Annotated in this window: 12 protein-coding genes and 1 pseudogene; 10 read left to right on the top strand and 3 right to left on the bottom strand. The window is 61.9% G+C overall.

Annotation, left to right across the window (positions count from 1 at the left end; all coding sequences use genetic code 11):
- The first annotated feature begins 6 nt into the window (after window positions 1–6).
- The 7 genes from X738_RS83390 to X738_RS72360 all read left to right on the top strand — a co-directional run bounded on the left by X738_RS83390 (window position 7) and on the right by X738_RS72360 (window position 6271).
- On the top strand, window positions 7–351 hold the full coding sequence (locus X738_RS83390) for a DUF3088 domain-containing protein (protein WP_023802365.1): 345 nt from the start codon (window positions 7–9) through the stop codon (window positions 349–351).
- A 173-nt stretch (window positions 352–524) separates the two neighbouring features.
- The gene (locus tag X738_RS72385; RefSeq protein WP_441295558.1) at window positions 525–743 is read left to right on the top strand and encodes a YqaA family protein; all 219 of its coding nucleotides are present in this window, start codon (window positions 525–527) and stop codon (window positions 741–743) included.
- Between the two features lie 99 nt (window positions 744–842).
- Window positions 843–2405 (top strand): ABC transporter substrate-binding protein, encoded by a 1563-nt coding sequence (locus tag X738_RS72380; RefSeq protein ID WP_023802363.1) that lies wholly within the window; start codon window positions 843–845, stop codon window positions 2403–2405.
- A gap of 25 nt (window positions 2406–2430) precedes the next feature.
- The gene (locus X738_RS72375; protein ID WP_031256253.1) at window positions 2431–3372 is read left to right on the top strand and encodes an ABC transporter permease; all 942 of its coding nucleotides are present in this window, start codon (window positions 2431–2433) and stop codon (window positions 3370–3372) included.
- Between the two features lie 10 nt (window positions 3373–3382).
- Entirely contained in the window at window positions 3383–4285 is a 903-nt protein-coding gene (locus X738_RS72370; RefSeq protein ID WP_023802361.1) for an ABC transporter permease, read from the top strand.
- Window positions 4282–5295: an ABC transporter ATP-binding protein gene (locus X738_RS72365; protein ID WP_023802360.1), complete on the top strand. Its 1014-nt coding sequence runs from the start codon at window positions 4282–4284 to the stop codon at window positions 5293–5295. The genes X738_RS72370 and X738_RS72365 overlap by 4 nt, the downstream gene beginning before the upstream one ends.
- A complete protein-coding gene (locus X738_RS72360; protein WP_023802359.1) occupies window positions 5288–6271 on the top strand; it encodes an ABC transporter ATP-binding protein in 984 nt (327 codons plus the stop codon). The genes X738_RS72365 and X738_RS72360 overlap by 8 nt, the downstream gene beginning before the upstream one ends.
- Before the next feature lie 212 nt (window positions 6272–6483).
- On the opposite strand, the gene X738_RS72355 is transcribed toward X738_RS72360, so the two are convergent.
- From X738_RS72355 to X738_RS72345, 3 genes are all read right to left on the bottom strand, one after another.
- Window positions 6484–6987: a hypothetical protein gene (locus X738_RS72355; RefSeq protein WP_023802358.1), complete on the bottom strand. Its 504-nt coding sequence runs from the start codon at window positions 6985–6987 to the stop codon at window positions 6484–6486.
- A gap of 344 nt (window positions 6988–7331) precedes the next feature.
- Complete coding sequence (gene chrA, locus X738_RS72350) at window positions 7332–8741, bottom strand: chromate efflux transporter (RefSeq protein WP_023802357.1); 1410 nt, start codon at window positions 8739–8741, stop codon at window positions 7332–7334.
- Between the two features lie 9 nt (window positions 8742–8750).
- Window positions 8751–9731, bottom strand: coding sequence for a chromate resistance protein ChrB domain-containing protein (locus tag X738_RS72345; RefSeq protein ID WP_023802356.1), 981 nt, complete (start codon window positions 9729–9731; stop codon window positions 8751–8753).
- 113 nt (window positions 9732–9844) lie between these two features.
- Between X738_RS72345 and X738_RS89295 the strand changes: the two are divergent.
- The 3 genes and pseudogenes from X738_RS89295 to X738_RS72335 form a co-directional block, all read left to right on the top strand.
- Window positions 9845–10078: pseudogene (locus tag X738_RS89295) on the top strand (hypothetical protein); the annotation flags it as partial.
- Window positions 10079–10109: 31 nt separating this feature from the next.
- Window positions 10110–10490, top strand: a complete 381-nt coding sequence (locus X738_RS87570) for a hypothetical protein (protein ID WP_245277797.1) — start codon at window positions 10110–10112, stop codon at window positions 10488–10490.
- Between the two features lie 16 nt (window positions 10491–10506).
- Window positions 10507–11325, top strand: coding sequence for a DUF1259 domain-containing protein (locus tag X738_RS72335; RefSeq protein ID WP_023802354.1), 819 nt, complete (start codon window positions 10507–10509; stop codon window positions 11323–11325).
- The last annotated feature ends 321 nt before the right edge of the window (window positions 11326–11646 follow it).

Genomic DNA, 11646 nt, shown 5'->3' with positions numbered 1-11646 from the left:
CTAGAAATGAAAGATCAACTTTTCATGCTTGCGCCTGGCTTCTTCAACGGGAAGGACGGCCCATTCTACTGCGGCGGCGCTGTCTCCGTTGAAGGGCTTCTGAGCTTCTTTCCGGCGCTGCGAAACAAGATCGACGTGCACTATATCGATGCCCCGCGCCCCCGCCCTGCGATCATTGAGTTGATAGGAGAGGAAAATCAGTCTGCGCCCGTCCTGATCCTTGGCGACGACCGTATTCCTTTGGATCGGAGCATAGAGCTTCAGTCGCATTGCCAGACGAGGTTCATCAACTCACCGGACGATATCCGCCGATACCTTTCGTCACAGTACGGTGTTGCCCACCCCTCCTGAGAGCCAGACGAACCGTCCGATCCGCGGACCACAGCGACGTTCGCCTTGGATCACCCGCGGCTGCCTTGCAAACGGTTGAGCCCGCCTTCTCCGGCGCCGATGCGTGACCAAAAGCAGAAGCAGATAATGACTAGACAATAACGTGCGCCAAACAAACACAATGGGGAACACAAGTGTCAATCGGCATGGAATGGGGACCCTGGATCGGCGCGCAAAAAGGGCGCTACGGGAAATGGAGCCTGCTCTTGAGCTGGCTTCCGATCATCGGAGATCCTCTGACCCTGGTAGCCGGCGTTCTGCGGGAATCGTTCTGGAGCTTCCTGGCTATCGTCACGATCGCCAAGGCTGGTCGTTATCTGGTGATCGCTGCCGCCACTCTCAGCTGGATGTAGCGGGTCACAGCTGGCTGGATTGGCGCCAATTATGTCTATACAAATAGAAAGCCAGCATGTAAAATAGTTGTCAAATCAAACAAAAAATGGGGAACTGAAATGATCACTCTCGACCGTCGTAATTTCCTTGCCGGCACGGCCGGCCTGGCCTTTGTCGCCGCGCTTCCGCATGCGGCCTTTTCCGAAACACATGAAACGCTGAAAATCGCCATTGCCGCCGAGACCGGCGATCTCGACCTGCTGCAGAACGTTTCGACGCTAAGCACCTATACCATCGTGTTCGACGCGCTGATCCACTACGGGCAGAACGGTTCGTTGGAGCCGGGGCTGGCCACCAAATGGACCGTCGCGGACGATCAGCTTTCGATCGCCTTCGACCTGCGTGAAGGCGTCAGCTTCAGCGACGGCACGCCCTTTGATTCCGCTGCCGCCGAGTGGAACCTCAAGCGCTGGATGGGTGTGCCAGACTTTTCGTGGATCGGTGTCGCCGATGCCTTCGACAGTATTGTCACCGATGGCCCGAACAAGCTGACCATTAAGCTGAAGCGGCCGGTGCCGGCAGCCCTTCTTGAGCTCACCATTGTCCGGCCGGTGCGTTTCCTCTCTCCCAAGGCGGTCGACGCGAACGGCAAACAGACGGCACCGATCGGGACCGGGCCGTGGATCGTCGAGACCTACGACTCGTCCGGCACCAATCTTGTTCGCAACGACAAATATTGGGGCGAGAAGCCGCTTTTCAGCCGCATGGAACTGAAGGTGGTTCCGGATGAGCTCGCCCGCGCCAACGGCCTGCGCTCGGGTGACCTCGACGTGATCGGTGGCGACTGGGTGGCGACGCTATCGCCGCGCCGCGCCCGCGCGCTCGAAAGCGACGGCATGAAGGTGGTGGCCGAAGCGGGTACGGCAACGATGCTGCTCGGCTATTCGCCGAACTCCAAGATCATCGCGGACAAAGCCGTCCGCGATGCCATCTACGCGTCGGTCGACCGCGCGGCGATCGCCAAGGTTCTGTTCGAGGGTTTTGCCGATCCTGCAGCGGATCTATTCCCGGCAAACGTGCCTTCGTCCGGAAAGCGGCATGGCGTGCCTGCGCGCGATGTCGCGGCGGCCAAGAAGATACTCGCCGACGGCGGCTGGGCTGACGGTGGCGGCTCCTGGACAAAGGACGGCGCGCCGCTCGCGATCGGTTTCCTGGTCTCGGAGGAATCGCTGCCGGGGTCGCGGCGCATCGCTGAGATGATCCAGGGCCAGTTGTCCGAGGTCGGCTTCCAGGTGCAGGTCGCCTCTGTGGACAACGCGACGATGCATGAACGCCGCCCGGCTTTCGACTACGACCTCGCCTTCTTCACCACCTATGGCGCGCCCTACGATCCGCACGGGACGCTCGGCAACGCCTTCGTCTCCACCGCCGACAGCGGACCGGACGGCAAGATCTACGTCTCGGATGCGCTTGACGGCGTGGTCAAGGCCGCGCTCGAAGCGAGCGGCGAGGAACGCGCACTGAAGATGCAGGCGCTCTACGACTGGCTGTACGACAACACCGCCATCTGCCCGCTTGTCGTGAGCCAGCGGCTGTGGGCGCACAACCCGAGGGTGGAGAATTTCTCGCTTCCGGCGACCGACTACGATCTGCCGTTCAAGGCGATCACGCTAAAGGCCTGAAATCGAACCCAAGCGAGGCCTGTCGATGAGACGCATTGTTCTGCGACGGATGCTGCTTGCCTGCCTGTTGATCATGGCGGCATCCGCGCTGACATTTGCCCTGGTTGCAGCCGCTCCGGGCAATGTCGCGGCGCTTATCGCCGAGCGTGCCGCAGGACCCGGCGCCGACGCGGAAATGATCAAAAGAATCGGCGAGGAGCTTGGCCTCAACGACCCGCTGCCGATACGCTACGGACGCTGGCTGGCGGGTGCGCTAGGCGGCGATTTCGGCATATCGCTACGAACCGGGAAACCGATCTCCGACGAATTCGCCGCCCGTGTTCCGCTCACGGCGGCGCTGCTCGCCGGTGGCGGAATTCTGGCATTCTTTCTCTCGCTGACGCTCGGTCTGGCCGGGGCGGTCAGCAACGGTGGCACGATGGACAGGTTTCTCCATGCCTTTTCGCTGATCGGCGCCTCGACGCCAAATTTTTTCGTTGCCGCGCTGCTGGTCATCGTGTTCTCGGTGATGCTGGGCTGGGTTCCGACCTTCGGCACCAGCGGCTTCACCTCCTGGCTGCTGCCGTGGGTGACGATCGCGCTGTTTCCGGCCTCCGTGCTCAGCCGCGTCGTCCGGGTCAATCTTCAGGAGGCAATGTCGCGCCCGTTTGCGACGACCGGCTTCGCCAAGGGCTACACCAGAACCCAGGTCCTGCTGCGCGAGGCGCTGCCCAATATCGCCATACCGTTCCTGACGACGTTCGGCGCACAGTTCACCTTGATGATCATCGGATCGATCGTCGTCGAAACCGTTTTCGCGCTGCGCGGCGTCGGCGCCTTCTTCATCGAGGCGATCCGCTTTCGCGACTTCATCGGCATGCAGTCGGTGTTGCTGCTGTTCGTCGTCTTCTTCGTCATGGTCAATTTCCTTGTCGACATGGTGTGTCTCGTAGCAGACCCGCGCCTGCGCCGGGCGCGGGGGGCATGAGGCGATGACCATGCCGTCGATCAATGAGATGAAAGACTGGCCCTGGCTGGTGCTCTTTCCCGTCATCGTCTTCGTGCTGATCGGTATATTCGCCCCGGCGATCATGCCTTACGATCCCGGCGCGCAGGACTATGCCGCAACGCTCGAGGGTCCAGGCTGGAGCCATTGGCTCGGCACCGATTACCTCGGCCGCGACGTTTTCAGCCGCATCATCGGCGGGGCGCGCATTTCGCTGGTGGCGATGGTGATCGTGCTGGTGGCGGCGCTCGCCATCGGGGTGACCATTGGCTCGTTCGCCGGTTATGTCGGCGGCCGCGTCGAGCTTGTGCTGATCAGCCTCATCGACATTGCATTGGCGCTGCCGAGCCTGGTCATCGCGCTGGCGCTGATCGGCATCCTGGGCACCGGCTACTGGTCGATGATCACTGCGCTCACGCTGGCATGGTGGGCAAACTATGCCCGCATGAGCCGTGCCGTCGTCACCGCCGAATTGCAGCAGCCCTATATCGAGGCGGCGCGGGTGATGGGCGCCGGCCACCTCTGGATATTTGTACGGCACATCCTGCCGCATGTGCTGGCGCTTGTCGTCGTCTATGCCAGCGCCGATGCCGGCGCCTTGGTGCTTGCCATCGCGACGCTGAGCTTTCTCGGCTTGGGCGTTGCGCCGCCGACGCCGGAATGGGGCCAGATGCTTGTCGACGGCATGAGCTACATCGAGGAGTTTCCGCGCCTCGTCGTGCTTCCCGGTCTCGCCCTGACGCTGGTCGTGGTCAGTTTCAACCTGCTCGGCGAAACCTATGCGCTGCAAAAAGTGCCGCGGCCGGTTCGCGGGCGAATGCTGCGCAAGCGCAAGCTGGCGCGGGCTCGCGAAGAGGCCGAGCGCGATGCCGTCGAAAGGACGGGTTCGACATGAACGACGACAAGCCAATTTACGCGATCGAGAATTTGATCATCGATCTCTATGCAACTTCCGTATCCGTCCGGGCGGTCGATGGCGTCTCATTCAGCGTTCGGCCCGGCGAAACGGTGGCGGTCGTCGGGGAAAGCGGCTCGGGAAAAACGGTCATGACGCTCGGCCCTCTCGGCCTGCTGCCCGAAGGCGTGACTGTAGCGATGCGCGGGACGGCTCAGGCCGACGGGAGCGACCTGATCGGCATGGGCTCCAGGCAACTGTCCGAGCTTCGCGGCCGCTACTTTGGGGTGATCTTTCAGGATCCGATGAGCGCGCTCAATCCGATGCTGAAGATCGGCCCGCAACTGGCCCGCCAAGCGCGCCGCTTCGCCGGCCTGTCGCACGAGCCTGCCCGCAGGCAAGCGGTGTCGCTGTTGGCGCGCTTAGGCATTCCCGACCCCGAGGACCGCTACCATCGCTATCCGCACGAAATGTCGGGTGGCATGCTGCAGCGCGCGATGATCGCGCTGGCGCTCGCGGCCCGACCGCGCGTGCTGATCGCCGACGAGCCCACCACAGCCCTGGACGCCACCGTCCAGGCACAGATCCTGGAGCTCATCCGCCAGATCCAGCGCGAGGAAGGCATTGCTGTGGTGCTGGTCACCCACGACATCGGCGTGGTCGCCTCCGTCGCCGACCGGGTCATCGTGCTCTATGCCGGGCAGGTAGCGGAAGAGGGGACCGCCATGGACGTCCTGACGCGGCCCGTTCACCCCTATACGCGCGGGCTGCTCGCATCGGTGCCGGACTTTCGGTCCGACGAAAGGGCGACGACCCGCGAGATACCGGGCCTGCCGCCAAGCCAGATCAGGCTGGAACCGGGTTGCCGTTTCGCCGACCGCTGCGAACTGGTCGAACCAGGTTGCCGAAAACACAGGCCGCCGCTTCAGACGATATCGGTCTCGGCAAATCCGCATCGCGTGGCCTGCCCGGTCGTGATCAGGCGAGAGGGGATTGCCCTTCATGTCTGATGCCGCTGCAATCGAGGTCAGGGGGTTGAAGGTTCATTTCCAGAACCGCGATGGGACAGGCGCGGTCCGGGCGGTCGACGGCATCGATTTGAGCATCCCGCGTGGAGCCTTCCACGGTATCGTCGGCGAGTCCGGCTGCGGAAAGACCACCTTGGCGCGCACCATCGTCGGCCTGCAGAAGGAGAGCGAAGGCACGGTCCTGATCGCCGGCAGAAATCGCGCCGAATGGTTGAAATCAGACAGGAAATCGTTCAGCCGTGAGGTCCAGTTCGTCTTCCAGGATCCGCTGGGATCGATGAGTCGACGGCAGACTGTTTACCAGACACTGGAAGAGCCGCTGCAAATCCACCGCCTCGGCTCTTCGGCGGAACGAAGCCGACGCATCACCGAGCTTCTCGATCTGGTTGCGCTGCCGCAAACGGTGCTCGACCGTCTTCCACGCTCCCTTTCGGGCGGCCAACGCCAGCGCGTTTCGATAGCCCGCGCGCTTGCCCTCAAACCTTCGATCCTGGTGTGCGACGAGCCGCTGAGTGCCCTCGATGTCTCGATCCGGGCGCAGATCGTCAATCTGTTCACATCTCTGCAAAAACAACTTGGCCTTACCATCGTCATTGTCGCACATGACCTGGCGATCGTGCGCGAGGTCTGTTCGGACGTAACGGTGATGTATCTCGGCCGCATCGCCGAAGCCGGTGTGACACAGCCGCTGTTTCGCGAGCCGGCCCACCCCTACAGCCAGGCGTTGCTATCCGCGGTTCCTTCGCCCGACCCGCGCATCGAAGCCGACCGTCGCCGCATCATCCTCGCCGGCGATCCGCCGAGCCCGAGCAACCCACCGCCAGGCTGCCGGTTCAACACACGCTGTCCCGTGGCGATCGATATCTGCCGGTTGGACGAGCCCCAACTGCGTCCCGTTCCTCATGGCGGCGTCGCCGCCTGTCATCTGGCTGAGAGTGATCACCGCCCGGTGATCTGACAACGAATGGCAGTTGGTCTTCCGAGAATAACGTCAAGCGCCGTCTGCCGGCGTCTGATCTCGCTGCGACGGGATTAGATTGGCTTTCCATCACCCTCGCGCCGCGGGGAGGCCGGAGCGGACGCGCGATTCGCGTCCGGGTGTGAAAAAGGTGAACTCCTGCGTGTCCAACAAGCCGTAGCGAGGCGCGGATGTCGTAACAGCAAGCGGCCTCAACGCTGGCGGCGGCCTCTGCTCCACCGATGCAGGCCACCGAGCAATCCGATCTTGAAGATTACGAAAAGGGCCACGAGTGCAATCACTGTGTAAGAGATCGGATTTGAGGTGTCGCTTAGACCTCGCCACGATAGCCACCAGGGCGCGCCTGCGTGCATGGCGATCAGCGCGACGATGCCTAGCACTAGGCCTATGGTGTGCAGGTGGCTCATGGCTGCAGGCCGTGCCGGGCCTGAGGGTTCTTCCGTGCCGAGAGCGACAAACCTATCGCGAATACGGGAGACGTCGGCGGCCGCCGTGGCTAGTACGAACTGCAGGTTCTTCGTGCCAACCGCGCCGTTAGCGACGATGTTGAGACCCGAGTCCCGGAATTCCGTTATGATGTCGTCGACTGTGCTGACGCCGTGACGGTGGAAACGATCGATGAAGAGGAGATCGCGTTGAAAGCCCGCTAAACAACGCCAAGCCGAAAACCTAATGAAAGCATATGGTTCGCGCAATCCGTATGGTTCCTGAGCAGGACCAGGCGGTGTCACGCTGATTGCGATGGACGCTCCAGCGGCGTCAACGAGAGTGCCCCGTTCCGTGTTCGTTCGAGCTTATCGTTGCTGAGCGTACTCTCAACGCTATGCCCTCAGATAGGCGGGAAGCAGGATGCTGACCAGACCGTCACCGAACGCCCGCAGTCCCCTCGATGTCAGCAGGTTCGCGGCCGTCGGCTCAGCACCCGCAGGAAGCAGCCTGAACCGTTGCTTCGGAAATAGCTTTGCGCAAACCGTGCGCGAGCGACTGTAACGTCAACGATGCCTCCTCACCCCACAGGTCAGGGCGCTGGCTGCACGGGTTAAATCGCTCCCGTCGCCATCCCGTAGAGCAGCCCGAGGATCGAACAGCCGGCGAGCACCGGGAGCATGCCGATCTTGAAACGGAACACCGCCAGCAGCGCACCCAATGTCAGGACGAGCGACGGGATGTTGACGGAGCTGAATGTGGGCACATCGACCGTCATGCCGAACCCTTTGACCTCGCGCAGTGCTCCAAACAGAACGTGAAGCGCGAACCACACCGCCAGGTTCAGGATCACGCCCACCACGGCCGCCGTGATGGTCGCCAGCGCGGCGGACAAGGCCTTGTTGCTGCGCAGCGTTTCCACAAACGGCGCACCAACAAAGATCCACAGGAAGCAAGGTGTGAAGGTGACCCAGGTGGTGAGCAGGCCGCCTAACGTTCCAGCGAGCAGCGGATTAAGCGATCCCGGCGCTCGATACGCGCCCATGAAGCCGACGAACTGGGTCACCATGATCAAGGGGCCAGGCGTCGTCTCCGCCATGCCAAGGCCGTCCAGCATCTCGCCGGGCTTCAGCCAGCCATAGGTATCGACAGCCTGCTGCGCCACATAAGCGAGGACGGCATAGGCGCCGCCAAAGGTCACGACCGCCATCTTCGAGAAAAAGACCGCGATATCGGCGAAGACATTGCCGGACCCGAACAGCACGAAAAGGCCGAGGACAGGTGCCAGCCATAGCACCAGAAACACACCGCCAATCTTCAACGACCAGCTGACCGGCGGGCGAGCATGAGCAGGAATGCCTTCGCCGAGCGCCGATTCCGCATCGGCGACCTGCTTGCCGCCGACCTTGCCATGGCCGTTGCCCGCCATGAAAGGTGCCAGCCCGGCCCGCCCGCCGACATACCCGATCACTGCAGCTGTCAGGACAATGAGCGGGAACGGGACATGGAAGAGGAAAAGCCCAATGAAAGCGGCGGCAGCGAGCGCTACCATGACGTTGTTCTTGAGCGCCCGCTTGCCGACGCGGATAACCGCCTCAAGCACGATGGCGAGGACGGCGGCCTTCAGGCCGAAGAAAAGCGCCTGCACCGCGCCGACATTGCCGAAAATCGCATAAATCCAGCTCAGCGCCATGATGGCGATGACGCCCGGCAATACGAACAGCGTGCCGGCCACGAGCCCGCCTCGGGTTTTATGCAGGAGCCACCCGATGTAGACGGCGAGCTGCTGGGCCTCCGGTCCTGGCAACAGCATGCAGTAGTTCAGCGCATGCAGGAACCGCGTCTCGCCGATCCAGCGCTTCTCCTCAACGAGGATGCGATGCATTACCGCGATCTGGCCGGCCGGGCCACCAAAACTCAACGCTGCCACACGCGCCCAGACCCGCACTGCTTCGCGGAAGGGGATGCCATGCGAAGGTTCATCACCGAGCGCATTCGGATGGACGGCATGGACGCTGGTCATGGGTTCCCCTCACCCGCGCTTCTGGCGGAAATACTGGTAGAGATTGTCGAAGACCGGGCCGCCCTGCGCGATCCGCTGCTCGTCGCCCTTATTCGTCATGGCGATGCCCGCGATTAGGCTGGCTATGCCCGTCGTCTCGTCGCGACTGAACTTGCCGTCCTTGAGGTCAATGTCGTGGACAATCTCGGCGATGGCCTGCAGCGCCGGGTCGACTATGCCACTACGATTGAGCAGTACCTCGAAGCTGCAGCGGTCCCCTTCATGGGTGATTTCGCCTTCGAACATGTCGAAGCGCAATTCGCCCTCCTTTGGCACGTGTCCCTTGCCCGCCACGAAGCGGATCGTTGCATCGGCATCGATGAAGCGATGGATCAGCCAACTGCAGGCGATGCGGTCAACATGCACGTCCCGCCGCGTGACCCAGGTCCGGCCCTTGACCTCACCCAGCTCGGCCGCCTTCTTCGGTTCCTTGGTCATGGCCTTGTCCTCTATAAGCTGAGCCTCGAGCTCGGCGATCAGTCCCTCGGCGGCGAGCCGCCCGCTGGCGCCGAAGAAGTCGATCGCCACGACTTCGGCAAGCCGCTTGCGCATTCGACCGAGTTGCGCGCGGGCATCCGCGCGCCGATCCTCGGTCTTGTCGGAGTCGATAGCCGCCGTTAGATCGCGCGCTGCCTTGGCGATCTCTGCATAGTCGGTGTCCCGCGCGGCATCGAACAGCGCCCGAACCTGTGCGTCCGTCAGGCCGTCGATCAGACGCGCCTCACACACCATCGCCTCACCGCCACCGTCGATAATTTCCTTCAGGAGCCATTCGAAATCCTCCTGCGTTTCTGCATCGGCGGGCAGCGCATAGACTGTGCTTTTGACCGCAACTGCGCCGATACCCTGCAGCCGCCGCCAGATCTTTACCCGGAAATAGGCTGGTTTGGTCGGCAGCTGATGGATCAAGAGCAGCCAGCGCTGCTCGGTCCCAAGTTCCCCTTCGCTCATCAGCTCACCGTATCACTGAGAAAGGCAAATGCAACACTTGTATCATATTAAATTCAGGCGTAGCGTTGACGTCTCGCAGACTGTCCCGCTGATGCCTGACAGGAGGTGCCGAAATGACAGCCTCGGGTGGGGCTAGCCAGTCAGGATCATCCGCGACTCGGGCCGTCGGACGCACCGCAGCTACGCTCATGACTGCCGGCATGATCATCGGAACGGGTATTTTCGGTGCCCTTGGTGCGACCGCCGAGCGGGCCGGTCCCGCCCTTCTGCTGGCAATGATCCCAGGTGGGCTGGTATGCTTGGCGACAGGCATCAGCGGCGCGCAACTCGGCGTCAATTTCCCCAGACATGGCGGTGCGTTCGCGTGTGGCGCTCGCGATGGGCGAGGCGCACGAATTGCCGAAGTGGTTCGGCAAGGTCTATCCGCGTTTGAAGGTGCCGCGTCACGCAGTACTTGCCGTCGGGGTGCTCGTCTTTGCAGTGGTGCTGGTGTTCGACCTGCGTCAGGTCTTGCCGCTCGCCAGCTTTTACCTGCTGGTTTGGTTTGCCATTACCCACTACGCGGCTCTGCACTTAAGTAAGGGGCAGCGCCTATTCTCGCGCTTCTTCGCTTGGTTCGGCCTGGCTGGCTGCTTCGTACTGCTCTTTTTCATACCACCCCTGCACCTTATAATTGGAATGGTGACGCTCGCGTTGGCGTTCGGCACTCGATTCATTGTGTGGCGCCAACGGAAATCTGGTTCGGTTAGTGCTCGATGAAACGAGGAGGTCTAAGATGCTCGATACCCAAGCTATTGAATCCCTTACCGGACTGAAGGGACAGACAACGGGTGACGTGCTCAAGTTATCGGTCCCGCGCAGTGAAGTGAGAGTGACCCTGGACGGCTTTGAGATCATTCCGTTTATGGGCCTCACCTCCTGGGTTAGTTTTAAACAGGGGGCGCATCATGCCACGCTGATGGGTGACATCGTCGTGCTCGAAGATGAAATCGAGGACGCGATGGCCGCAGCGATCCAGGCGAACCTGTACGTAACAGCCCTACACAATCATTTCGTCCGCGAGCAGCCGCGCGTGATGTTTATGCATGTCGAGGGTACGGCTGATGAAACTGCGTTGGCGACAGGAGCGCATAGGATTTTTGAAGCGATAAAGATCGTGCGCCAGAAGCATCCTGTCGAACCCGCCATCAAGAAAGTGAATAGTAGCTTGGACGCGCCGCCGCTTGAGGCGATTGTCGAGCACAAGGGCGAGAGCAAGGACGGCGTGCTCAAGTTTGTCCTGGCGCGCCCATCCGTGCCCGTCGTCTGCACACGCTGTGGTGAGCTCAATATTGATGCCGCAATGGGTTACAACACATGGGCAGCCTTTCAGGGCACGGACGAGCGCGCCGCGGTCTGCGGCGACTTTGCGATGCTGGAAAATGAAGTCCGTTCGGTCATCCGTGAACTGCAAGCTGGAGCGATTGGAGTAATCGCGGTGCACAATCACATGTTCTTTGAAGACCCGCGGATCATCTTCTTGCACTACTGGGGCATCGGCAATGCTCAGGCGTTGGCGCAGAGCTTGAGGCGGGCGCTCAACACGCAGCAATAGTTTGTCACTGTCGCCACAGGAGTCATGCGACCGCCGCGCGCTCGCGATATAATGGCAGCGGAAATGTATCGAAAGCCAAGAACTTCGGCGCAGCGCGCTCGGGTTGGCGGCGCGACGGCGGTGGGAAGGTCGGCCTGGATGGCGGTTCCGTCGAGGCTGCCATACTCGTCGATGGCAGCGGGGCCGACCAGAAGTTGCTGGTGCCGGCATTCGCGAATAGTCCGGCGCATCTCTTCGGGACTGCCGTTGGCATCGATCCGGTCGATGTCACGGCGGACCCCAAACACACGGCGGGTCGGCCAAGATCGAAAACATATCTCC

The sequence above is a fragment of the Mesorhizobium sp. L48C026A00 genome (assembly GCF_000502375.1).
GTDB classification, from domain to species: Bacteria; Pseudomonadota; Alphaproteobacteria; order Rhizobiales; family Rhizobiaceae; genus Mesorhizobium; species Mesorhizobium muleiense.
Note: the sequence above shows the minus strand (reverse complement) of the source record. Positions and strands in the feature narration are given on the sequence as shown.

Coding starts and splice junctions, on each gene's coding strand:
- X738_RS83390 (WP_023802365.1), top strand. CDS start 7: ATGAAAGATCAACTTTTCATGCTTGCGCCTGGCTTCTTCAACGGGAAG.
- X738_RS72380 (WP_023802363.1), top strand. CDS start 843: ATGATCACTCTCGACCGTCGTAATTTCCTTGCCGGCACGGCCGGCCTG.
- X738_RS72375 (WP_031256253.1), top strand. CDS start 2,431: ATGAGACGCATTGTTCTGCGACGGATGCTGCTTGCCTGCCTGTTGATC.
- X738_RS72370 (WP_023802361.1), top strand. CDS start 3,383: ATGCCGTCGATCAATGAGATGAAAGACTGGCCCTGGCTGGTGCTCTTT.
- X738_RS72365 (WP_023802360.1), top strand. CDS start 4,282: ATGAACGACGACAAGCCAATTTACGCGATCGAGAATTTGATCATCGAT.
- X738_RS72360 (WP_023802359.1), top strand. CDS start 5,288: ATGTCTGATGCCGCTGCAATCGAGGTCAGGGGGTTGAAGGTTCATTTC.
- chrA (WP_023802357.1), bottom strand. CDS start 8,741: ATGACCAGCGTCCATGCCGTCCATCCGAATGCGCTCGGTGATGAACCT.
- X738_RS72345 (WP_023802356.1), bottom strand. CDS start 9,731: ATGAGCGAAGGGGAACTTGGGACCGAGCAGCGCTGGCTGCTCTTGATC.
- X738_RS87570 (WP_245277797.1), top strand. CDS start 10,110: ATGGGCGAGGCGCACGAATTGCCGAAGTGGTTCGGCAAGGTCTATCCG.
- X738_RS72335 (WP_023802354.1), top strand. CDS start 10,507: ATGCTCGATACCCAAGCTATTGAATCCCTTACCGGACTGAAGGGACAG.